19 protein-coding genes are annotated in these 23831 nt (G+C 66.1%); 12 read left to right on the plus strand and 7 right to left on the minus strand.

The window, feature by feature from the left end; translation table 11 throughout:
* The first annotated feature begins 81 nt into the window (after positions 1-81).
* Positions 82-2406 (plus strand): S9 family peptidase, encoded by a 2325-nt coding sequence (locus EO170_RS10465; RefSeq protein WP_164740997.1) that lies wholly within the window; start codon positions 82-84, stop codon positions 2404-2406.
* 318 nt (positions 2407-2724) lie between these two features.
* Here the strand turns inward: EO170_RS10465 and EO170_RS10470 are convergent, their stop codons facing one another.
* Together EO170_RS10470 and EO170_RS10475 are read right to left on the minus strand one after the other, a co-directional pair.
* Positions 2725-4656, minus strand: a complete 1932-nt coding sequence (locus tag EO170_RS10470) for a S9 family peptidase (RefSeq protein WP_126945409.1) — start codon at positions 4654-4656, stop codon at positions 2725-2727.
* Between the two features lie 193 nt (positions 4657-4849).
* Positions 4850-5185, minus strand: coding sequence for a DUF3817 domain-containing protein (locus EO170_RS10475; RefSeq protein ID WP_164740998.1), 336 nt, complete (start codon positions 5183-5185; stop codon positions 4850-4852).
* 150 nt (positions 5186-5335) lie between these two features.
* Between EO170_RS10475 and EO170_RS10480 the strand changes: the two genes are divergently transcribed.
* The 4 genes from EO170_RS10480 (at position 5336) to EO170_RS10495 (ending at position 8968) form a co-directional block, all read left to right on the plus strand.
* Entirely contained in the window at positions 5336-5959 is a 624-nt protein-coding gene (locus tag EO170_RS10480; protein WP_126944687.1) for a YiiX/YebB-like N1pC/P60 family cysteine hydrolase, read from the plus strand.
* 231 nt (positions 5960-6190) lie between these two features.
* Positions 6191-7174 carry an alpha/beta hydrolase-fold protein gene (locus EO170_RS10485; protein WP_164740999.1) on the plus strand — a complete coding sequence of 328 codons (984 nt, stop codon included), beginning with the start codon at positions 6191-6193 and terminating at the stop codon, positions 7172-7174.
* Between the two features lie 107 nt (positions 7175-7281).
* Positions 7282-8211, plus strand: coding sequence for a CPBP family intramembrane glutamic endopeptidase (locus tag EO170_RS10490; protein WP_126944693.1), 930 nt, complete (start codon positions 7282-7284; stop codon positions 8209-8211).
* A 295-nt stretch (positions 8212-8506) separates the two neighbouring features.
* A complete protein-coding gene (locus EO170_RS10495; RefSeq protein WP_161959829.1) occupies positions 8507-8968 on the plus strand; it encodes a DUF4126 family protein in 462 nt (153 codons plus the stop codon).
* Between the two features lie 143 nt (positions 8969-9111).
* On the opposite strand, the gene EO170_RS10500 is transcribed toward EO170_RS10495, so the two are convergent.
* The 3 genes from EO170_RS10500 to EO170_RS10510 form a co-directional block, all read right to left on the minus strand.
* The gene (locus EO170_RS10500; protein WP_126944696.1) at positions 9112-9507 is read right to left on the minus strand and encodes a VOC family protein; all 396 of its coding nucleotides are present in this window, start codon (positions 9505-9507) and stop codon (positions 9112-9114) included.
* Between the two features lie 91 nt (positions 9508-9598).
* Entirely contained in the window at positions 9599-10573 is a 975-nt protein-coding gene (locus EO170_RS10505) for a glutathione S-transferase family protein (RefSeq protein WP_126944699.1), read from the minus strand.
* Positions 10574-10748: 175 nt separating this feature from the next.
* Positions 10749-11528, minus strand: a complete 780-nt coding sequence (locus tag EO170_RS10510) for an SPFH domain-containing protein (protein ID WP_119129725.1) — start codon at positions 11526-11528, stop codon at positions 10749-10751.
* A 429-nt stretch (positions 11529-11957) separates the two neighbouring features.
* Here EO170_RS10510 and EO170_RS10515 point away from each other — a divergent pair, with 429 nt between their 5' ends.
* The 7 genes from EO170_RS10515 to EO170_RS10550 all read left to right on the plus strand — a co-directional run bounded on the left by EO170_RS10515 (position 11958) and on the right by EO170_RS10550 (position 18928).
* Positions 11958-13544, plus strand: a complete 1587-nt coding sequence (locus EO170_RS10515; protein WP_102583354.1) for an SDR family oxidoreductase — start codon at positions 11958-11960, stop codon at positions 13542-13544.
* Positions 13545-13736: 192 nt separating this feature from the next.
* Entirely contained in the window at positions 13737-14762 is a 1026-nt protein-coding gene (locus EO170_RS10520) for an alpha/beta hydrolase (RefSeq protein ID WP_126944702.1), read from the plus strand.
* A 287-nt stretch (positions 14763-15049) separates the two neighbouring features.
* A complete protein-coding gene (locus EO170_RS10525) occupies positions 15050-15676 on the plus strand; it encodes a GntR family transcriptional regulator (protein ID WP_206513996.1) in 627 nt (208 codons plus the stop codon).
* A gap of 396 nt (positions 15677-16072) precedes the next feature.
* Complete coding sequence (locus EO170_RS10535) at positions 16073-16213, plus strand: lasso peptide xanthomonin 1 (protein WP_119129525.1); 141 nt, start codon at positions 16073-16075, stop codon at positions 16211-16213.
* A gap of 48 nt (positions 16214-16261) precedes the next feature.
* On the plus strand, positions 16262-16408 hold the full coding sequence (locus tag EO170_RS10540) for a benenodin family lasso peptide (RefSeq protein WP_126944705.1): 147 nt from the start codon (positions 16262-16264) through the stop codon (positions 16406-16408).
* 112 nt (positions 16409-16520) lie between these two features.
* A complete protein-coding gene (locus EO170_RS10545) occupies positions 16521-17195 on the plus strand; it encodes a lasso peptide biosynthesis B2 protein (protein WP_126944708.1) in 675 nt (224 codons plus the stop codon).
* Positions 17195-18928 carry a lasso peptide isopeptide bond-forming cyclase gene (locus EO170_RS10550; protein ID WP_126944711.1) on the plus strand — a complete coding sequence of 578 codons (1734 nt, stop codon included), beginning with the start codon at positions 17195-17197 and terminating at the stop codon, positions 18926-18928. Before EO170_RS10545 ends, EO170_RS10550 begins: the two co-directional genes overlap by 1 nt.
* 70 nt (positions 18929-18998) lie before the next feature.
* Here EO170_RS10550 and EO170_RS10555 read toward each other — a convergent pair whose 3' ends face one another.
* On the minus strand, positions 18999-21080 hold the full coding sequence (locus tag EO170_RS10555) for an Atxe2 family lasso peptide isopeptidase (RefSeq protein WP_241239413.1): 2082 nt from the start codon (positions 21078-21080) through the stop codon (positions 18999-19001).
* A 68-nt stretch (positions 21081-21148) separates the two neighbouring features.
* A complete protein-coding gene (locus EO170_RS10560) occupies positions 21149-23596 on the minus strand; it encodes a TonB-dependent receptor (protein ID WP_126944717.1) in 2448 nt (815 codons plus the stop codon).
* Positions 23597-23831 lie beyond the last annotated feature (235 nt).

Consider the following 23831-nt stretch of genomic DNA (forward strand, 5'->3'; position numbering starts at 1 on the left):
AGGGTCGCATGGCCTGCCCGCACACGTAGCATGCGAGGTTGCACCGCCGTTGTCGGCGCGCACCCTTTTGATGAGGTCCACATGCCCACACCGTTGCCGTTGCGCCACCTGCTCGCTGCCCTGATGACCGCCCTGCTGCCCGCGGTGGCCAGCGCGCAGGCACCGGGCGTGACCGAGGCCGACTACGCCCGTGCCGAGCGCCTGATCTACTACGCCGCGCAGCCCCTGGTCGACCATGCGGCCACGCGCGTGACCTGGCTGGATGCCACCCATGTGGTCTACGTCGACCACGATGCCAAGGGCGACCGCCTGCTGCAGCTGGACACCGCCACCGGCAAGACCGCGCCGCTGTTCAAGCCCGCGGCGCTGGCCACCGCGCTCAACACCCTGCTCAAGACCGGCGACAAGCCGCTCAAGGCCGCCACCCTGGCGCCCAAGGTCAGCCTTGGCGCCGATGGCCGCTACCGCCTCAACGTGCGCGACACCGCGGTGGTCTGCGACGCCCGTGCGCGCTGCAGCAAGCTGTATGCAAAGGACAAGCCCGAACCGGGCGTGCTGTCGCCGGACAAGCGCAGCGAAGCGTTCATCCGCAACTGGAACCTGTGGGTGCGTGATCTGGCCAGCGGCCAGGAAACCCAGCTCACCCGCGATGGCGTGGAAAACTTCGGCTACGCCACCGACAACGCCGGCTGGCAGCACAGCGACAACGCCATCGTGGCGTGGTCGCCGGACTCGCGCAAGATCGCCACCTTCCAGCAGGACCAGCGCAAGACCGGCGACATGTACCTGGTCAGCACCAAGCTTGGGCATCCGGAACTGCAGTCGTGGAAGTACCCGCTGGCCGGCGACAAGGACGTGACCACGATCGAGCGCGTGATCATCGACGTGCCCAGTGCCAGCGTGGTGCGGCTGAAGATGCCCGCCGACCAGCACCGCTCCACGCTGTGCGACGACGTGAGCTGCTCGCCGGGCCTGTGGGACGACGTGAAGTGGGCGCCGGACAGCAAGACCCTGGCATTCGCCTCGACCTCGCGCTTCCACAAGCAAGTGTGGCTGCGCATCGCCGATGCCGGCACCGGCGCCGTGCGCACCGCCTTCGACGAAACCGCCAAGACCTATTACGAAAGCGGCCAGGTCGCCGCCAACTGGGCCTACCTGCCCGGCAGCAACGAGGTGGTGTGGTTCTCCGAGCGCAGCGACTGGGGCCAGCTGTATCTCTACGACCTGGCCACCGGCAAACCCAAGCGCGCGATCACCAGCGGCGAAGGCAACGTCACCGAACTGCTGCGCGTGGACCCGGTGACGCGCACTGCATGGTTTGTCGGCGTAGGCCGCACGCCGGGCGTGGACCCGTATTACCAGCAGCTGTGGAAGGTGAGCCTGGACGGCGGCGAGCCGGTGCTGCTCACGCCCGAGGTCGCCGACCACAGCATCGCGCTGTCGCCCGATGGCAAGCGCTTCGTCGACACCTATTCCACCTCGGTCACGCCGCCGGTAAGCGTGCTGCGCGATGCAACCGACGGGCGCACGCTCGGCACCATCGCCACCGCCGACATCAGCCGCCTGAAGGCCGCCGGCTGGGTGCCGCCGGAGCCGATCACGGTCAAGGCGCGCGATGGCAAGACCACGCTGTATGGCCTGATGTTCAAGCCGACGAATTTCGATCCCGCGCGCAAGTACCCGGTGATCGACTACGTCTACCCCGGCCCGCAGACCGGCTCGGTGCGCGGCCGCAGCTTCCTGGCCGGCCATGGCGACAACCAGTCGCTGGCCGAACTGGGCTTCATCGTGATCGCCATCGATGGCATGGGCACGCCGTGGCGCTCCAAGACCTTCCACGACACCTGGTACGCCAACATGGGCGACAACACCCTGCCCGACCAGGTGGCCGCGGTGAAGGAACTCGGCCAGCGCTACCGGTGGTTCGATACCAGCCGCGTCGGCATCTGGGGGCATTCGGGTGGCGGCAATGCGTCCACCGCCGCGATGCTGCGCTACCCGGAGCTGTTCAAGGTGGCGTGGTCGGAAAGCGGCAACCACGACAACCGTGGCTACGAGGACGACTGGGCCGAGAAGTATCACGGCGAGCACATCGTCAACAAGGACGGCACCTCCAACTACGATGACCAGGCCAACGCCACCCGCGCCAGCAAGCTCAAGGGCAAGCTGATGCTGGTGCACGGCACGCTGGACGACAACGTGCCGCCGTACCTGACGTTGCTGGTCGCCGATGCGCTGATCAAGGCCAACAAGGACTTCGACATGCTGATGCTGCCCAACGCCAAACACGGCTACGGCGAGCTCACCCCCTACGTCGCCCGCCGCCGCTGGGACTACTTCGTGCAGCACCTGCTCGGCGCCACCCCGCCGGCGCAGTATCAGATGAAGCCGATGCCGGAGAAGTAGGCGACGCTGGAAGCGGCATCGTCGGCCATCGACGGTGCCGCGCTATCGCGCAGTTGAACCGGGAGTGCAGAGAAAGCGGCGCCGCAGCCAGCCTGCGCCGTCGTGCAGCATCGGCCCTGGGCGCGACACCATGCCCCCCAGGAACCGTAGGAGCGGACCCGGCCGCGACGCCCTACCCGCACACGCAAACGCCGCAACACAGCACCGCAAAGGAATGCAGGCGCACACGGTACAGCTGCCACATCAAACCGCATGCACCACCACCGGCACGCGAGATCACGCGCCCCATCAGGCAACACCTGGTGGAACGCCACCCCGTTACTTCGCGGTCCCACCACCCAGCTGCTTGCCCAAGAACGCCAGCAAGCGCGTGTAGTACTCGCGTCGGTGCGCCTCGGTGTAGAAGCCGTGGCCCTCGTTGGGGAAGTACAGCGACTCCACCGGCACCCCCGCACCCTTCAACGCGCGTTCCATGGCCTTGGTATGCTCGATCGGCGCGCGCTCGTCCTTGCCGCCGGCCGCCAGAAACACCGGCACCTTGATCTGCTTGGCCAGCACCACCGGCGAGCGCGTAGCCAGGGTGTCACGTGCACCCAGCCAGTCGCCGGTCCAGTTCTTTGCCCAACGCGCGGAGCGCGCGGTGTCGCGGGCCATCATGTCCAGATCGTAGACGCCAACATAGCCAGCGGCGCAGCGGTACACCGCCGGCTCCTTGGCAACCCCCATCAGCGCAGCGTAACCACCGTAGCTGGCACCGTAGAGACAGATGCGCGAGGCATCGGCCACTCCCTGCGCGATAGCCCAGCGGGTGGCATCGGTGAGATCGTCCTGCATGCGCCCACCCCACTCCCTGGCACCGGCCTGGGTGAAGGCACGCCCGTAATTGGCCGAGCCGCGGTAATTGACGCGCAGCACCGCGTAACCGGCTGCGGCCAGCAGCTGGGTGTCGTCGTCGAACTCCCATTTGTCGAAGATCCCGAACGGGCCACCATGCGGCATCACGATCAACGGCAGCGGCTTGCCTGCCTCGGCGTGCAGCGGCTGGGTCAGATAGCCGTGCAACTCCAGGCCATCGCGCGCCTTGAAGCTCACCTGCCTGCTCGCCGGCACGCCATCGGGCGGAAACCACTCGCGGCGGCTGAACACCCGGTCGGCCTTCTTGCTGACCGTGTCGAACAAATAATAATCGCCGTTGTTGCGATCGCTCCACACATACACCAGCACCAGGCGACGGTCGCGGGTGGCCGAGGTGATGTAGACCGCATTGCCGTCGAAGGCTTTTTCCAGGCTGCGGTAGAGCCTTGCCGTCGGCGACTTCTCGTCGAAGAAGCGGTTGCGCACCCGGTCGCTCATGTAGGACGCACCGATCGGCGTGGTGCCATCCAGGTCGCGCAGGATCCGGTAGGGGTCGACGGTGTCGTCGTGCAACAACGGCGTGGACTTTCCGCTGGCCGGGTCCCATCCCACCAGCACATCGGTGCCGGTTGCCTGCTCCACTTGCAGGTAGGCCTGGCTGCCATCGGCCGCAAAGCCGAGCGGAAACTCACGATGCCCGCTGCTGGCGGCATCGTTGACCAACCGCCACGGCGCAGCATCGTCGTCGCGGTAATACAGCTTGCTGACGTTGGTCACATCGGCGCCGTTGGCAAAGCGGATGCGCCCCTGCTGGTCGGTCACGAAGTTCGCACGACGCACCGGCGATGTCGCCACGGTACTGCGCCGGCCGGTCAGGATATCCAGCTTGTCGATGCGGATGCTCGGGTCGCCGACGAACGGGATCGTGGACACCAGGATGTTGCGCGGATCACCGGGCAAGGTATCGAGCATGAACGTGCCAGGCTCCAGGTCCATCTTCAACTGCACGCCGTTGATCTCCGGATTGGTGCCATAGGGGCTGGCCAACAGACGGCCATTCTTGCCATCGGCGTCGATGGCATGCAGTTGCCCGATCGCCATCGGCTCGTCGCGCGAGCCCAGCCGCTGCGCCATCGACACCACGATGCGGTCGTCGCTGGCCCACCAGAAATCGTCCACCACGCTGTTGGCGCCACCGGTGACTTTCGCGGTGGCCACCTTGTCCTGGCGCCGCACGATGCCCAGCACGGTGCGATCTTCCAGCGGCATGGTGAGCGCGAAATAGTCGCCCGTCGGCGAGATCTTGATCCGCTCGAACTGGTCGCTTTTGAGATAGGGCGTCAGATCCACCGGTTGCGGCGGCGTCTGCGCGCAAACCGATCCGGTGATTGCCATCGCCACCGCCAGTGCGGCAGTCGCCTTCCTCATCCAGTAATGCATTGCGACACTCCGCCTCTTCCTTGGTCCACCTATGGTGGCAAAGGCGGTTGGCGGCGTCCATCCTCTGGCGTGACGTTGGATGCGTTCACAGCGAGATGCCGCGTACCGCGCACGGCCGCCTGGCAATGCCTGGCCTGCCCTGGTGTGCTCAGACACCGCCCCGCGTGCGCATACCCAGCAAGCCGATGCGCCGGAACCACATCTCCAGCGGCACCGTCACCAGCGGCGGCAACGCGGCCAGCAGGCTCAGCGCCCACGCCCACCACGGCCAGCGCAGCCGCAACGCGGCGAGCACGCTGACCGCCACATAGAACAGGAAGGCCGCGCCATGCAGGCGCCCGAATACCCACACCACCAGCTCGGTGGTGTGGGTGCCGTACTTGAGCAACATGCCGACCAACAGCCCGGCCCAGGTCAGCCCTTCGAAAAAGGCGGCGGCGGCAAACAGCCGGCCGATCGGCGACAACGCAGAAGAAGCACGCATGCAACACTCCAGACGGACAGGGGTTGCCGCGACGCGATGGCGGCGGCGACGCCCGCTGGCCACCGCATTCTACAGAGCGCATCGCGCACCAGCCGCCCGCCGTCGTTCCTGGCGATAATGGTCGCCCTTTGCATCACCTGCCGGCCTCCCATGCGCATCGTCCTCCTGCTCGCCGTGCTCGCACTGGCACTGCTGCCCGCAACGTCCATCGCAGTCCAGCTCCAGGACGGCGACCTGTTGTTCGTCACCGCCGCCCGCACCGGCCTGAGTGGCGCCATCGACGATGCCACCGCCAAACAGGACGCACCCAGCTTCGATCACGTGGCGCTGCTCGCCCATGACGGCACGGAACAGGTGCTGCTGCATGCAGACGAACAAGGCTCGCGGCAGCAGCCCCTGCAGGCATTCGTCGAAGACGCCAATACCAGGCACCGGCAGATCCATGTGTACCGGCTGACGGAAGAACAGCGCAGCGCGATCCCCGGCGCCATCGCGCAGGCACGGCGCATGCTCGGCAAGCCTTACAACCAGACCTACGTGCAGGACGACAACAGTTATTACTGCTCGGACTTCATCGAGCGCGCCTTCCGCGCCCATCAGGTGTTTGCGCTGCAACCGATGAACTTCAGGAACCCGCAGACCGGTCAGGTGTCGCCGTACTGGACCGACTTCTATCGCAGCAAGGGCATGGCCGTGCCGCAGGGCCTGCCCGGCACCAATCCGAACGATATGGCCAAGTCGGCGGCATTGCGCGTGGTTGGTCGTCTGCACTGAGCACGGGTGCTCCCGGGTTCTCGATGATTCCGCGGGCGCTTGGGTTCTTCGAGCATCGAGAACCTGGCAGCGGCCCGTGTTATACGTTGCCATGCCAGTCGCGTCTTCCGGCATTGCTGGCATCGTCGATGTCGGTACGCACCCAAGGCGACAGAACCGGCACGCGCGGTCCGCCACGTATCGACAGCCAGCTCTCGTCTGCACCGCTGCAACGGCACCACGCTTCACCACATGCAGGAGGCTGTATTGAACAAGCTGTTATGGGCTGGATTGGCAGTGTTGCTACTGACTGGCTGCGGCAAGGCACCACCGCCAGCACCCACACCCATTGCCAAAGCGACACCAGCAGCCACAGCGGATACGCCCGCTCACGCGCCTGCTAGCCAGCGTGGCGGTGGGCAACCGTATGAACTGGCCGATACGCAGGTCTGGGACGTGCCCGATCCGGCGACAGGCCGCACCTACCAGGTCTTCGTCGCGCTGCCACGCGGCTATGCGGACAATCCGCAGCGTCGTTACCCGGTGTTGTATGCCACCGATGGCGACTATGCGTTCCCGCTGGTCAAGCAGATCGCGCGGCGCTTGAACGGCGAAGGGCCAGCCATCTCCGATTTCATTCTGGTCGGGCTGTCCTACGCAGTCGGCGACGAGCCCATGCCGAGCCGCAGACGCGATTACACGCCCACCCCGGAAGATGGCCCGACCGCAGCGCCGGTTGCCACCCACGGCAAGAGCGCCGACTACATCCGCTACCTGCGCGATCGCGTGCTGCCGTTCGTCGCCAACCGCTACCGGACCGACGAACAGCGGCGCCTGTATCTGGGGCACTCGTACGGCGGCCTGCTGGGCACGCAGATCCTGTTGAGCACACCGGAGATGTTCGCCGGCTACATCCTGGGCAGCCCCTCGTACTGGTATGGCGAGCACGCGATGGTGGCGCAGGAAAACAGCTTTGCCGCGTCGCATACCGACCTGCCGGCGCAGGTGTACATGTACGTCGGCGAATACGAGCAGGTGCGCCACCACCAGAATTACGACATGGTCATCGACGCACAGAAGATGGCGCAGGCGCTGCGCGCGCGACACTATCCATCGTTGCATCTCGCGCTGGAGGTTCTCGATGACGAAGACCACTTGAGCGTCGCACCGCGCGGCATCACGCACGGGCTCAAGTCCTTGTTGCGCAGCAGCTCCTCACCGGGCGACACGCGCTGATCGACCCGGCAGTGCAACAGCGCTCATTCGCCAGCCGTATCGCAGTCGTGGCAGACGCCTCGTCCCGTTCAACCACCCGCTAGCAACCACCCACAGGCCCCCAACCCATGCACGCACCAACGCCGGCGGTTTCCAATAGCGCACTGACCACGCACGGCCACGCGTCCCACCGCATTGCGCTGGGCGAGCGCAGCTTCCTGCAGCCCGGCCGCCTACGCTGGCTGCGGGCGATCGGCTGGGCAGTCCTGCTGCTGGTGGCGGTCGCCACGCTGGCGCCCATGGCCGGCAGGGCCGTCGGCAGCCTGCTGCCCAAGGACTCCGGGCCGCTGCAACTGATTGCCAGCCTGGTCGGTATCGCGGTGGGCTTGGCGGTCTACGTGGTGGCGGTGCGCCTGGCCGAAGGACGGCGCGCCAGCGAGCTCGCACTACGCCCGATGTTGCCGCAGCTGAGCATTGGACTGTTGATCGGCGCGGCCATGTTCGCCGCGGTCATGGGCATCATGGCGCTGTTCGGGCTGTACGACATCCAGGCGCTTGGCCCGGCGCCGGCCTGGACGGCGGTGCGCAAGGCCTTGCAGGCCGGGGTGATCGAAGAGCTGTTGTTCCGCGCCATCTTTCTGCGCCTGGTATGGCGCGCGTTCGGCCCGTGGGTGGCGTTTATCGCCTCTGCCGCGCTGTTCGGTTTCGGCCATATCGCCAACCCGCATGCAACGGCGTTTGCGGCGATTTGCATTGCACTGGAAGCAGGCATCCTGCTGGGCGCGTTCTATGCCTTGACCGGCCGCATCTGGATGTCGATCGGCGTGCATATCGCCTGGAACTTCACTCAGGGCTATCTGTTCGGTGCGGCGGTCTCCGGGACCGACATGGGCCCGGCCATTGCCCGCAGCACGGCAACGCCCGGATTTCCGCAATGGCTCACCGGCGGGGCCTTCGGCCCGGAAGCCTCGCTGCCCGGCGTGCTCATCTGCCTGGCGGTGGGTCTGTCGGTATTGTGGCTGGCGTGGCGCGCGGGCAGCTTTGCAAAGCAGCCCTGACCGGTCCTGGCGATGGCAACGCGCTGCCGCGCCCGCATGGCCAGGCAGCGCGGCGACACGGGCATGGCCTTGCCGGCTGCTGCCGCACGCCCGCACCACTACCCCGGCATGGATCGACCTGCACCTTCACCCACGCGTCAGTCAACACCGCCCTCCCGCCAGGCAGGCACATCGCACGGGCACCGCCTTGCCATCGCGCAGACATCCGGCCTCCTAGGCTCTGGGCATCGACAACCCGACGCATGCCTGCCGGCTCCACATTGGCGCCTGGCAGCATGCTCCTGCAGAGGTGCACATGGCTTTGATCCACTCCCTCCTGATGAGCGCCGTCGCCGGCATGCGCTCGATGACCCCGCTGGCCGCAGTGGCCAACGCTGCGCGCACCGGCAAGCTCCCCGCCGACAACGGCGCGCCGGCACTGCTCGCCAATCCCCTCGCATCGGCCGGCATGCTGGCGCTGGCCGGTGGTGAGCTGGCCGGCGACAAGATGAAAACCGCTCCCGACCGCATCGTGTTGCCCGGCATGATTGCCCGCATCGCCACCGGCATCATCGTCGGCACCGCGCTGGCACCGCGCCATCAGCGCGGCGTGGCTGCCGTGCTGGGCGCGACCACCGCAGTGGCGGCCGCCTACCTTACCTTCAACGTGCGCATGCGCGCGATCGAACGCTATGGCCAGACCAGCACCGGTGTGGTCGAGGACGCGATCACGGTGGGCGCTGCGACGCTGATCATGCGCGACGCGGCAAAGCACTAGCGCGACAATCCGGTGGCCGGATCCATCACCTGACGCAGCCGCGTGCCGCGCCGCGGCGACCGCCACTCGACCGTCGCCGTGGCGTAGCAACAACACGGGTGCGGGGCGCGCTGCGTTATGTCGCAGCAGTGCGGCATCGCGGTTTAGTCAGGTCGATAGATCGCGCAGAGCTTGTTGCCATCCGGGTCGCGCACATAGGCCAGCCAGACCGCTCCCATGCGGCTCTCACGCTCGCCCGGCGGATTCTCGATGGACACCCCGCCTGCAGCCACGGCCGCGTCGTGGAAGGCCTGCACCTGCTCTGGCGAACTGCAGGTGAAACCGACGGTGGCGCCGTTGCCGCTGGTCGCCGGTGCATCGTTGATCGGCTCGCTGACGGCGAAGGTGCTGCCGGCATGGCGATAGAACAGGCGCACATGGCCGGAGCCGGCAGTGTTGACCAGCGGCGCGGGAGCGCCGAAGACCCCGCCGAGCACGGCGTCGTAGAACTGCCTGGATCGTGCAATATCGTTCGATCCCACCATCACATGATTCAGCACTGACCGCTCCTGTTGGTCACCAAGGCGCACAGCTTAGTGCACGCCATGCGGCAGTGCGCCCGAGCGCTGCGCCGTGCAGCCGCCGGTTGCATCAGCCGCCACGCCCATGCGGCGCCTGCAGATCCAGCACCGGCCCCAGCGGCACGATGCCGGTGGGATTGATGGTGCCGTGACTCTGGTAGTAATGGCCTTTGATGTGCTGGAAATTCACCGTGTCTGCAATACCTGGCATCTGGTAGAGCTCGCGCAGGAATCCGGACAAGTGGGGATAGTCGGCAATCCGTCGCAGGTTGCACTTGAAGTGCCCCACATACACTGCATCGAACCGCACCAGCGTCGTAAACAGCCGCCAATCCGCCTCGGTGAGCACCTCGCCGCACAGATAGCGGTGCTCGCCCAGGCGCGCCTCCAGCCAGTCCAGTGTCTCGAAGAGCGGCACCACGGCTTCTTCGTAGGCGGCCTGCGTGGTGGCGAAGCCCGCCTTGTAGACGCCGTTGTTGACGGTGTCGTAGATACGCGTATTGAGCGCATCGATCTGCTCGCGCAACGGGGCCGGATAAAAGTCACCGTCGGCCGCACCAACGGCATCGAAGGCGCTGTTGAACATGCGGATGATGTCGGCCGATTCGTTGCTCACCACCGTGTTGCGCTCGCGGTCCCACAACACCGGCACGGTCACGCGCCCGGAGTAGTGCGGATCGGCGTTGAGATACACCTCATACAATCGCTTGGCATGGTGAACCGGATCGGCGATAACGCCCGGACCAGGATCGAACGTCCAGCCCTGGTCGCGCATCAACCAGTTCACGACCGATACGTCGATCAGCGACTCCAGCCCTTTCAGGCGCCGGAAGATCAGCGTGCGATGCGCCCACGGGCAGGCCAGCGAGACGTACAGGTGATAGCGGCCGGGAGCAGCCTGAAAGCCACCCTCCCCGTGCGGACCAGGGCTGCCATCGCGCGTCACCCAGTTGCGGAACTGCGATTGCGAGCGCTCGAAACGCCCGCCGCTCTTGTCGGTGTCGTACCAACTGTCCTGCCACTTGCCGTCGACCAACAGGCCCATGCCGCGTTCTCCCGCTACACCAGTAGGCCGCAACCCTAGCCCAGCCGATTTGGAGAGTGCGTGAGTGGGCCTGCTGGCATGAGCAACCGCGACCAGCCATCTGCGCTGCAAGACCGGAGATTAACGACTGCAAGGCAATCGCGGCCCCTGCACCGCATGCGGCCGGCAACGCGCGCTATCTGGCAATCACCGACGTGCCGGAAGGCACCATATAGCAGGCCTGCGCCTTCTTGCAGGCATCGGCGTTGAGCTCGGCGATCTGGCTGGCCAGGTACTGCTCGGGCGTCAGACCCATGCGATTGCGGTACGCATTGTCGGCATCGGCCTTGGCCACCTGCTCCTGTTCGCGCTGCCGCTCGGCCGTGGTGGCCTCGACCAGCGTCTTGACCCGCTGCTGCTGTGCAGCGGTCAGGTTCATCTGCTGCAGGACATCCGGGTTGGGACGTGCGCGGCCCAAGGTGATGTTCTGGATCTCGATCGGCAGCTGCTGCTCCTTGACCAGCGCACGCACGTTCTGGGTCACCGAATCGTCGATCTGTCTGGCGGTATCGGGATCGCTCATCATCCTGGTCATGTCGTAGCGCTTGACCTGGTCGCGCACGATGGACGCATATTGGCTGGCGACATTGTTCTTGAACCAACCCTGCCCGAACCTGGACAACAACAACGCCGGCGCGGTGATGCGATATTGAATCTGGGTGGAGAAGTCCAACAGGATATTGTCGCTGGACGAGAAATCGTCAAAAGCCACCTGCACCGTCTGTGGCGTCACATCCACATAGGTGACCGACGTGGTCAACCACGCATACGTCCGACCTGGCTCACGCACATCGTCCAGGCGAACGCCACCCTTGCCGAAGAACATCGGTTTATCCACCAACACGGCCTTCTGGCCCGGATCGGGCGAGACAACGGTACAGGCACAGAGCAAGCTGGCCAGCGCAGCGGCCAGCACGAACGTCTTCATCGATTTCCCCCTTGAGCGGTCGGGCGTCACTGCCGTTCCGGTGTGTTGCGAAGGTTACCTAAACTCCCGCGCATTGGCACCGGGGCCGCCCTCGCTCGAGGCTTCAACCACTGGCAGAACGCCAACTGCCTGCCATGACTGCGACGGTTCCCTCGCCACCTGCCGCGAGCGGCCGATCCAGCTGCGACACGACAGCGCACCCAAGTCCCGATCAAAACGTCCCTTGGCCGCCCTCCCCTCCGCCCCTCTCCATTGGCGCCAACCCATCACAATCGGCGAAAATAGCGGACGGCCGCACCACCGGCCAGCGGCGTGCCGTCCTCGTCCGCTGTACAAAGGCTCACCGTCCATTGCGCTCTCCTGTCGGCTGCCCGCCGCACTCGTCACGGCTTGCTGCCGCTCACTCCCGGATCCATCTTGAACACCAACGCCCCACTCCCGCCCGCCGACGACCTGCCCCTGACCGACCGCCTGCGCGCGGCGCTGGACCTGCTGGAGGCCATCGAGGCCGACCGCAGCGTGCTCGACACCCTGCCCGAGGCCGACCGCGTGCGCCTGCACCAGGTGGTGGCCAGGGTCTATCACCCCGAGCCCAAGGCGCGGCGGCAGCTGCTCAAGCAGCGCGAGCGCGAGCGGCACCAGGAGAAGGTGCGCAAGGCCGAGGCGCTGCTGGAGCAGCGCGGCATCCGCGCACTGCGGCGCAAACCGGTGTTCAGCACGCCGAACTTCTTCCCGCCGCATGCCGCCGGCCTGCACGATGCGCACAACGGCGAAAACGCCACTGCCGCACCGGAGCCCACGCATTCGCCGGAGTTGCGCCACTGCTACGTGTGCAAGCAGAAGTTCACCCAGCTGCATCACTTCTACGACCAGATGTGCCCGGCCTGCGCCGAGCTGAACTACTTCAAGCGCACCGAAACCGCCGACCTGCGCGGACGCGTGGCGCTGCTGACCGGCGGCCGGGTCAAGATCGGATATCAGGCCGGCCTGAAACTGCTGCGCGCCGGTGCGGAACTGATCGTGACCACGCGTTTCCCGCGCGATTCGGCCGCCCGCTATGCGCAGGAGCCGGACTTCAACGAGTGGGGCCATCGCCTGCAGGTGTTCGGCCTGGATCTGCGCCACACCCCCAGCGTGGAAGCGTTCTGCAGCCAGCTGCTGGCCACCCGCGACAGGCTGGACTTCATCATCAACAATGCCTGCCAGACCGTGCGCCGCCCGCCGCAGTTCTACGCGCACATGATGGCCGGCGAAACCGCCGCGCTGCATGAGTTGCCGGACACCGTGCGCAACCTGGTCGGCCATTACGAAGGCCTGCGCACGCCTGAACCACTGCGCGATGCCTCGGCGATGGCGCTGCCGGCGGTGCATGGCCGCGGCCTGGACGGCGCCGACGGCCTCACCCGCGCCGCCGAGCTGTCGCAGGTGGCGTTGCTGGACGACGAACTGGTTGGCCAGCAGCACCTGTTCCCGGAAGGACGGCTGGACCAGGACCTGCAGCAGGTGGACCTGCGCGGGCGCAACTCCTGGCGCCTGCTGATGGACGAAGTGCCCTCGGTGGAGCTGCTGGAGACCCAGCTGGTCAACGCCATCGCGCCCTTCATCATCAATGCGCGGCTGAAGCCGCTGATGCTGCGCACGCCCGAGCGCGACAAGCACATCGTCAACGTCTCGGCGATGGAAGGGCAGTTCTACCGCAACTTCAAGACCACCCGGCATCCGCATACCAACATGGCCAAGGCCGCGTTGAACATGATGACGCGCACCTCGGCGGCCGATTACCAGAACGACGGCATCCACATGAACAGCGTCGATACCGGCTGGGTCACCGACGAGGATCCGGCCGACATCGCCGCGCTCAAGGTCCAGCAGGAACGCTTTCACCCGCCGCTGGACATCGTCGACGGCGCCGCCCGCATCGTCGACCCGATCATCCACGGCGCCAACACCGGCGAGCATGTGTGGGGGCAGTTCCTCAAGGACTATGCGCCCACCGATTGGTGAGCGCTGCCTGCAGCCGGGGCTTCGCGTGATGCCGCCAGCGGCACGAAGCGCGCGCCGCTGCGATCATGCAACAGCGATTGCAAGCGGCGTCCGCCACAGATGTTGCGGCCATGTGCATAACGGCCGAGCTCCCTTTGCACCCCATTGACTGTGCCACCGCTAGCGTCAGGGTCAACCAACCGAGACGCACACATGACAGAGCACGGCAAGCCCAACCCGATCATCGACACCCTTTCCAACGTCATCGGCGCCATCCGTGCCGACGACGACATGCACGACCTGGCCCAGGCCCACGATGCGCTCGAACCCAAGGCCATCGAAAAGCTCACGCCGGCCGAAGCCCGGCAGCAGCCAACCATCGCCGATGCGGTCAAGAAGTTGCTGCAGGACCAGGGCAAGACCGCCGACCCCGAGGTGCTGGTACCCGGCGTCAAGCGCACCTCCCACACCCTGGAAACGCCTGCCGGCAATCTCCCGGCCTTCGTCTACACCCCACAGGGGGGCACCGCACTGCCGGTCATCGTCTATTTCCACGGTGGTGGCTGGGTGATCGCCAATGCCGAGGTCTATGACGGTGGCGCGCGCGGGCTGGCCAAGGAAACCGGCGCCATCGTGGTCTCGGTCGACTATCGCCAGGCGCCCGAACACAAGTTCCCCGCTGCCTGGGACGACGCACTCGCCGCCTACGAATGGGTGCTGGCAAACGCGGCTAGCATCGGCGGCAATCCGCAGCACGTTGCCCTTGCAGGCGAAAGCGCCGGCGGCAACCTGGCCATCGCCACGGCGGTAGCCGCACGTGACAAGGGGCTGCCGGCACCGACGCATATTCTGGCGGTCTACCCGGTCGGGCAGACCGGCAGCCTGCACACCGAGTCCTACATCGAAAACGCCATCGCCAAGCCCTTGAACAAGGCCATGATCGAGTGGTTCGTGGGGCACCTGATCCGTAGCGACGCGGACAAGGCAGATACGCGCCTGGACTTGGTCAACGCCAACCTGCGCGGCCTGGCACCGGTGACGATCATCAACGCCACCATAGACCCGCTGCGCAGCGACGGCGCCAAGCTGGAAGACGCCCTCAAGGAGGCCAATGTACCGGTCGAGCGTGAGGTCTACACCGGCGTGACGCACGAGTTCTTCGGGTGTGCGGCAGTCGTTGCCAAGGCAAAGGCTGCGCAGGAGTATGCGGGCAAGCGGCTGCGTGAGTCGTTTCGCTAAGCAAGCCACGGCGTTTGGCACGCCGGTCGTGCCACGCGACAGCAGGAACAGATAATGTTCAAACGAGGGCCGCCCTGGCAAACCAGGCGGCCCGCTTTCTATTGGCCTCAGTTTGGGCGTTATAAAAACTCTTACTGTCGGGGCAGCGTATTGGCTTGCAGCCTGACTCGTACGCAGCACGATGTGACAAGCCCGGGACCAAAAGGACTACTGCGGCAACTCCTGCCGCAGCCATTGCATGTACGATCCAGCCAGGGGAGGCGTCGCGGTCAGACAAGGAGTTCGTCATGAGTGAAATCCACTCCAAACGTGCAGTTGCCTATGCGCAGGTCAGGCGCGCACTGCAATCCGGCCGGTATCCGCCCGGTCAGCGCATCAACCCGGCAAAGCTGGCCACCGAGTTGAAGATCAGCTCCACGCCAGTTCGCTTTGCGCTGTATCGCCTGGTCGGCGAAGGCCTGCTCATCGATCACGCACGCTATGGCTTTCAGGTGCCGCTGCTCACCGAGGTCGCGTTGCGGGACCTGTACGACTGGATGGAGCGCCTGTTGCGGATGGCCTGCGATATCGGCGTTGCATTGGTGCCGCATGCCCCTGGCGAGCCGGAATCCACCAGTGCAGCGACAGACGTGGTCAAGCAGACCTGGAAGCTCTTCGATGCCATCGCCCGTGCCACCGCACACTGGTCGCTGCACCACGCAGTCAGGCAGACCAATGACAGGTTGGCCCCGGTGCGACGTGCCAAACACGGCCTGCTCGACGGGCTTGATGAAGAACTGGCAGAGCTCACGCTGCACTGGCAGCAGCGCGACCTTGCCGCGCTGCAAACAGCGTTGCATGCCTATCACGTACGCCGCATCCAGGCCGTGCCGCGCATCGTGGCGGTCATGCATGAGCGCAGCCGTCAGGTTTGACAGCGCGGCCACGCTGCAGCCAGTGCAGCGTGACCCTGCGGCGCTGAGTGCTGCGCTGCATGCCTACCATGCGCGTCGCATCCAGGCCGTGTCGCGCATCGTGGCGGTCATGCGTGAGCGCAACCGTCAGGTTTGACAGCGCGGCACTGACTGTCGCCAGCGCTACGCCTCGCAAGATCCACATTCTGTGCTCGCGCACCGCCGGCAGCGTGCGCCTGATATGGAATGAATGGCGCGATGCGACGCCACCGGCCAAGGTTGCACGGTCATCTTCGATGGCGGTCACACAGTGCATTTAATTATGACGGTGTTACGACTTAATCATTTGAAAATCAATACGCCCGTTTCCTAACGTGTCTGTGTCATGGATCCCCATGGCACAACCAGGAGACAGCGATGAACATCAATGACATCACCCACAGCGATGCATCCAGCGAGATCACGGTGCTTGGCGTTGCCAGCACCGACACCAAGGGCGGCCCGCTCGCCGGCGAAGAAATCGGCGGCTTCAATGTGCCGGGCATTTCCGAAGAGTGAACCCGAGGCGTGCCTGAGCGCACGCCCCTCCCACCAGGAGTAGAGACCATGGATACCAGCAACAACGACGCGCACATCACGACGTCTGGCCAGGATCTCATCGTGCTTGGCATCGCAAGCCTGGACACACAGGGCGGGCCATTGGCAGGCGAAGAAATGGGTGGCATCACCACGCTGGGCATCAGCCAGGACTAGGCGCTGCCAACGCGCGGCAGTCGCCACTCGGCCGCACATGCCGATGAACAACTTCCCAGGCCACGGGGCGCACTGCAACGGTGCGCCCCTTCTCTCTCTCAAGGACAGCGCCATGCAACGCTACACATTGCGCGACGACCTAGCGTTCTGCCGCATTGGCGAGCGCCTGGTGTTCCTGGATGTCGGTAACGACCGCTACTTCCGCCTGCCCGAGGCACTGGAGCACTCCCTGCTCACCTACCTGGCGCAAGACCCGGTGTCGGACCTGAAGATCAATGACCTTGTCGAACGGGGACTGCTGGTGGAACGGTCGCAAGCGACCGTAGGCCCGCAGCCTTCCGTCATACCTGTTGCGCGTAGCGCGATGGAAATGCCCGTGCCGGCGCGACGACCACAGCTGCTTGAAAAACTCGAGGTACTGGCACTTGTGCTGTCCACACGCCTGGCATTGAAGCGCAACCCACTTGGCAAGGTCCTTGGCAGCCTCTCCGCTGCAGCAAAGGGTCGGGAGATGCAGCAACGCCCGCTCGCCGAACTCGAGCAACGGCTCACCGATGTGGCATCCGTCTTCCGGCGCGCACGCGTGTGGGTGCCGGTCGAGATGCGCTGCCTGCTCGATTCAGTCGCACTGGCAAGATTCCTGCGTCGGCGCCAGCTCGACGCCCAGGTTGTCTTCGGCGTCGCACTCGATCCGTTTTCGGCCCATTGCTGGGTCCAGACAGGCGATCTGGTCTTGAACGACACGGTCGGCAACGTCCACGCGCATACCCCCATCCGGGTGGTGTGATGTACCGCTACATCGCCTTGTTCAACCATGCGCAGGCACACCGCGATGGCGACCGCGCCGGTGTCGATGCGTCGTTGCGACAGATCGGGTTACAGCTACGGCAACGCGCTGGGCATATCGACCTGTATGCATCAGACGACACGCCCGTGCTCGACCTGCCTGGTGGTGGCGCACTGATCGGCCATGTCTTTTCGCAGCGCGACAACGCCCCCTTGCTGGACGGCGCATCGCTGCATGCGTTGTCCGCAGCGCAGCGGACGCGGCACCTGATCGATGCGCACTGGGGCGAGTACCTGCTGTTGCATGCACCGCACGCGGACCCGAGCGCCATCACCGTCATGCGCGAGCCTTCCGGCGGCGTGGCATGCGTTTACGCGCTACAGCATGGCTTTATCACTTCAGACATCTCGATCGCCACGCATGCGGGTGTGTACACGCGTGAGATCGACTGGGACTCCGTCGCCCATCATCTGCACTACCCGCACCTCAAGACCGAGCGCACCGGGCTTGTCGGCGTACGCGAATTGCTGCCGGGCAGCCAGCTGTGTCTGCAGCCCGACCGCAGCAGTGTCGAACACGTCTGGAACCCGTGGGATTTCGTCGCAGCCTCTCGGCGCCGGCACGACCCACTCGACGCACAGGCACAGCTGCGTCAGGCGGTGGCCTCCAGCGTCACCTGTTGGGCGCAGACCGATGCGTCCGTGCTGCTGGAACTCTCTGGCGGCCTGGACTCTTCCATCCTCGCCGCATGCCTGAAAGACACCACCGCGCGCGTGGTCTGCTGCAATCTGGTCACGCCGGTGCCTGGCGCCGACGAGCGGCACTATGCCCGGCAGATGAGCGATCTGTTGGGCACCGAACTGATCGTGCGCACCCTGGGACTCGACGCTGCACCGGTCGATTTCGCACCGCCGGCACATGCGGTCGCGCCCAGCACCTGGTTTCTGCAGCATGCCTCCAATGCACTGAAAGAAGCGATCGGCACGCAGCTGGCCATCACCAGTTTCTTTTCCGGCGGCGGTGGCGACACCGTGTTCTGCAACACCAGAACCGCCGCGCCCGCCGCAGATGCCTTCCGTGCAGGCGGCCTGCGCGCCGGCGTCAGCGCAGTCCATGCGCTCGCCGAGCTGCACCAGTGCACGCTCTGGAAAGCAGGCAGGCTGACGATCAGAAAACTCCGCGCCAAGGCCGGACCGCCGCGCACGCCGGAGCGATCGTTCCTGCCAGGCACGCAGGCTGCGGTTCCATTGCAATCGCATCCCTGGTTCGATGCCCCAGCCGACAGCCTGCCCGGCGACCGCGAACGTATCTTTGATCTGGCCGGCACCCAGGTGTTCCGCGATGGACTGGCGCGCAGTGCGTCGTGGCACCTGCGCATGCCGCTGCTGTCGCAACCGGTGGTGGAAGCCTGCCTGACAGTGCCGAGCTGGATGTGGATCGCTGGCGGCCGCAATCGCGCCGTCGCACGCGATGCGTTTGCGGATGTGCTGCCTGCGCAGATTCTGCATCGCCGCAGCAAAGGCACCTTCATGAACTACTCCGGCGCGGTCTATCGTCGGGGCAGGCAGCAGATCCGCGATTATCTGCTGCAGGGTCGGCTTGCAGGCCAGGGGCTGCTGGACGCCGATGCCCTGCGCCACCATTTCGACCACACAGTGGCCGACGGCGACCACAGCGTCATGCGCATCTTTGACCTGTGTGCGGTCGAGAACTGGGTCCGTCATCAGCGCTGAGGTTGCCTGCACTGTGTAGGTGCGTGGCGCCCGCATGCCAACGTGCCACGCGTCAGCTGCGCCACACACGCTAGTCCCCACGCGCCGGCAGTGCCGCCTTGATTGCACGCCAGCGCACATACTGCGCGGCCTTTTCCGGCGCAGGGTCCTGGTAGTCCTGCAACCAGAAGCGGAACCAATCGACGTTGCGCGCATACACGGCCAACTTGTGCTGCGGCTGGAACTTCTGGTGCGGCTCGTTCGCAAACACGTACAACTCGGCGCGTTGCGTACGCAGCAATGGAATCAGGTAATCCAGCGCGTACAGATACTCCTGCTCGGAATGCTGGAACAGGATGGGCGCGCGAATCCGCTCCAGCTTGAACGCCGGCGACAGTGCCTTCCACCGCTCGGGCGTCTGCTCCGGTGCACCCAGGCCCCACATCTCGCGCAGCCCCTTGAGGAAGGGTTCGCCCTTCATGCTGCCGAACAGGTAGTACGACGGCGACACCACCGGGTTGGCCACGGAAGCGGCGGCCAGCAGGTTCGACTCGGTCGCCGTCCACAGGGTCACCGCACCGCCGAAGCTCAGCCCGCCCATGCCCACCCGCGTGCGATCGATGCCGGCCTGCGACGACAGCAAGGCCACCGCGCTTTCCACCGCCGCCAGTCCTTCGCCGTGCCGTTGCACCGCATCCATGGTGTAGCCGGGCAATTGATTGATGCACAGCGCTGCGATGCCAACCTGCGCCAACGCGGCCAGCGGCCACTCATCGCCCACGCCACCGCGCACGAAGCCCGGGCAGCTGTAGTAGGTGACGAACAATGGCAGCTTGTCCGCGCCGGTACCGTGTGCCGCGAAGAACTGGCCGCTGTAGTGCCGCCCGCGGGTATCGGTCCACTGCAACAGGCGCGCGGGCGTCGCGTTTGCCATGTCCACCGCCAACGCCGCATTGGGGTCGAACAGGACGCCGCGCGTGCCGCCGTCCAGCGCGATGCGTTCCAGACGTGGCGGACGGTCGGCATCGGCCGTCACGCAGACCAGTGCCGTGGCCGATGCCCCACAGTGTGCCGATGGATCGCGCCCGCCATTGATCAACCCGCCGCCCTGTACCACCAGCTGCACCTGGCCGCTGGCCGGGTCCCAGCGGTGGATGGATTGCGCAAGCCCCAAGGCAGGATCGGTGATGGTGAACAACACCTCCGCACTGCCCGGGCGCCACTGCACTGCAGTGATTGCCTTTCCCACGCAGGCCGCTGCCATACAGCGCACGACCTTGCGCGCATGTGCACCGGGCAATACTGACAGCGCCACGTCCGGCCGGGACAGCTGCCCACTGCCGTCACCCACGCGCGACAACGCCGCTACCGCACCGCCTTGTGGCGCGCGCGCAGATTTCCACACATCGCCGACCAGGCCGCGCAGCGCGCTGACGTCGGGCTCTGCGTCAGGTCGCTGCGCATCGGCGAGCACCTGTGTGGCCCCAGTCACCAGGTCCAGTGCCATCCACCGCGCCGGCACCCCGGCCGACAGCCCGGTACGATCGAACCACACCGAGCCAAAGCGCTGCGTGGCCAGGCGCCCGTCGACATTGCCCGAACGGAACAGGCCCTGCCCGAGCGGCACCGTCTCGTCGATCCGGATGCCCTGCGCATACTCGTCCTGCTCTGCCGACAGCACCTGCGCGCGCGTCGCACCGATGCGGTAACGCAGAATGCGCCCGTCCGCAGCCAGCGCGAACTCCTGCACATCCGCCGCATCGTGCGTCACCGGCTCCGCCCCGGAACCGTCCGCCGCCGCCCGCCAGACCGCGATGACGCCATCGATCAACGCGCGGTAGTACAGCCAACGGCCATCCGGCGACCACAGCACCTTTGCAGGCAAGGACCCGCCAGCCGAATCGCGCAACGGCACGCCGCCATCGGCAATTCGTCTGGGCGCGGCATCCTGCAGGCCCTGCACATACCAGACGCTGTCATAGGTATTGCGCTGCACCGCTGCCTGCTCGGTGCGAAAGGCCACACTGCGGCCGTCCGGCGACAGCGTGGGGCTACCGATATCCACCACCTCCAGCAAGCGCTGGGGCGACACCGCTTGCGCGTGGCACACGCACGCACCTGCCGTCATCAGCACGCCTGCAAGCAGCAGGCGCCAGGTTTCTTGATTCCTCACGCACACACTCCTCTCAGCAACACTCAAGAGCCATGCCTGTACCTCGGCTGCAGCAGGCAGCCGACGCATCACCAGCGCTTGGACACCGACACGCTCACGAAGCGGCCGATCGCCGAATAGTTGGTGGAGTCGTACGGGGCCACGTACAGCGGCGAGGTCACCCGGTACAACGGCGGATCGCGATCGAAGGCGTTGTCCACCGATACCCCGAACTCCAGCCCCGCCCATGCATCGCGGCGTGCGCCGGTGGCGTAGCGCAACGCCATGTCGAATGTGGTGAACGATGCCGACTCCACTCCATCGGCGCGGTTGCGCACCCCGCCGCGGTAGTTGCCGAACAGCGAGGCAGTGAGCCCGCCCTGCTTCCATACCGCGCCCACGCGGCTGCTCAGCCTGGGTGGGTTGAACAGCGTGCCGGACAGATCGAACGCCGGTTGCGTGGGCAACGTCTGCTGCGTGCTGTCCAGCCAGCTCGCCGCCCCGCGCAAGGTCAGCGTGCCGCGCGCCAACGCCACCTGGTAGCTACCGCTCAGGTCCAGCCCCTCGATATCCTGCTGCGCCACGTTGGCGTATTGCGTGTAGATGATTGCCGCCACCCGGCTCGGGTCGTAGGCGACGCCGGCAAAGTTGGAGAACCGGCTGGCGAGCGCAATCACATCGGCCTGCGCCTGCGGCGTCGGCGCGCGGTCCACGAAGGGCGCGTAGATCGGATTGCGCAAGGCCTGGCTGGCATTGGCGATCGGCTGCAGCACGCGGTTGCTGTGGTCCACCCCGAACCAGGTCAGCTCCGCTTCCAGGCCATCCAGCGCCTCGGGGTGCCAGGCCAGCGAGACCGAGCGGGTGATGGCGCGCTCCGGCTGCAGATCCTGGTTGCCGCCATCGGCCACCAGCACCGTCGTCCCGGCGGGAAAGCCCACCCCGCCGAACGCACCCGGCTGGAACAGCCACGCCTCCTGCGCGTAGTTGCGCTCGAACAGCGTCGGCGCCTTGAACGACTTGCCCCACGATGCCTTGAGCGTCACGTCGCTGCCAGGCGCATACAGCACACCGAACTTGGGCGTTGTCACCCCGCCAAAGCTGCTGTAGTCCTCCCCGCGCACCGCCGCGGTCAGCGTCAGTCGCTGCACACCGGGCACGCCCTGCGCCGGGTCCGCCACTGGCAGGCTCACCTCCGCATAGGCAAAGCGCGCGCTTTCGCTGCCGTCGATCGTCTCCACGCCATTGACGTGGTTGACGTTGCGGAACGTGTTGCTGCGATACCCCACCCCTGCGGCAAGGCGCGCATCGCCTGCCGGCAATGCGAACAGCGGCCCCTCGGCACCCAGCTCGTAGCTGCGGCTGTCGTTGCAGTAGCACAGGTCGGTCACGCTCACCGCACCGCTGGCCAGCGCCGTTTCCTGGCGGTATTGATCGTGCTTGCTGTTGCCGTCGGTGGCGCCCAATGTCAGCGTCCAGTCGTTGGGCAACCACACCGCAAGGCTCGGCGACAGCAGCAGGCTGGTGGTGGTCGGCGTGACCCGGCTGTTGCGGCCACTGACAGCATAAAAGTGCAGCTGGTCGCGTTCAGTGCGTAACGCATCCAGGCGCAGCTCGGCGTTGTCGCCCAGCGCCTGGTAGGCACTCAGCAGCCCGCTGCGTAGGTCGCTGCCCGGATACAGCGTGGACGGGTCCACCAGCTGTGTGGTGTAACTGCGCTGACGGCTGTAGATCGGGTCTGCCGAGACGTCCTGGTAGGTTGCGATCACGCCACCGCTGCGCCAGGTGGTGCCGGCCGTGACGCTGTATTGCCGCGAAGTGAGACCACCCTGCGTCGCCCGGCCGAAGCGCGTACCGACGTTCACGCCGTCGTAGTCGCGCTTGAGGATCACGTTGCCCACGCCACCCACCGCGTCCGACCCATAGATTGCCGACGCACCGTCGGCCACGATCTCCAGCCGCTCCACTGCCTCCACCGGGATCGCGCTGAGGTCCACCGCCTGGGTGAATCCGCCATAGGCAAGCCGGCGCCCATTGAGCAGGGTGAGCGTGGCATCGGCGCCCAGGCCGCGCAGGTTGAGGCTCGCGCCACCGGTCATGTTCTGGTTCGCACTGCCGGCCCCGGCCAGATTGCCGCTCAGCACGCCGGGGTTCTGCCCACCGGAGAAGTTCTGCGGCACGCTGCGGATCACCTCGCCCAGATCGCTGAAATCCTCTTCCTGGATCCGCGCCGCGCTGATCGAAATCACCGGCGACGGCACCGCACCGCCCTTGATGCGCGTGCCGGTGACCTCGATGGACTCCAACTCGGTCGCGGCGGTTTGCGCCGGCGGTGCCGCCGCAATCGCAGGCTCCGGCGAGCCGGGCCTGGCCGGCTCGCCTGGGTTCGTTGCCACGGCTGCCGGCGTTTTCTGCGCCGCTGCCTGAGCTTCCGTCGCCACCTCCGCCGTCGCCGCCTGTGCCCCCACCGCACCTGCCGCCCCGCTCGCCATGGCGAACAGGGCGATGGAAATGGCGTCGCGTAACGTACGTGTCTTCATGCTGCGTCCTTTGGCTTGCCTGGGTTGGCCCGCCGACGGCGCACTCCGGTCGGCCCGGAGCACATCGCCAGCTGAGCAAGATCGGTCCTGCACCTGACTGCTGAAACACGGTCACCGCAACGCGGCGAACAGTGATCAGAATCTCTAACTGTTTTTCTTACGAGCAATCGTCGCGCACGCAAAGTGCCCCGGCACCCATCCGGGTCCCGACACGTCAATCGCTGTGTGCGCTATT

Source organism: Xanthomonas sp. BRIP62409 (genome assembly GCF_003992965.1).
Taxonomy (GTDB): Bacteria; Pseudomonadota; Gammaproteobacteria; order Xanthomonadales; family Xanthomonadaceae; genus Xanthomonas; species Xanthomonas euroxanthea.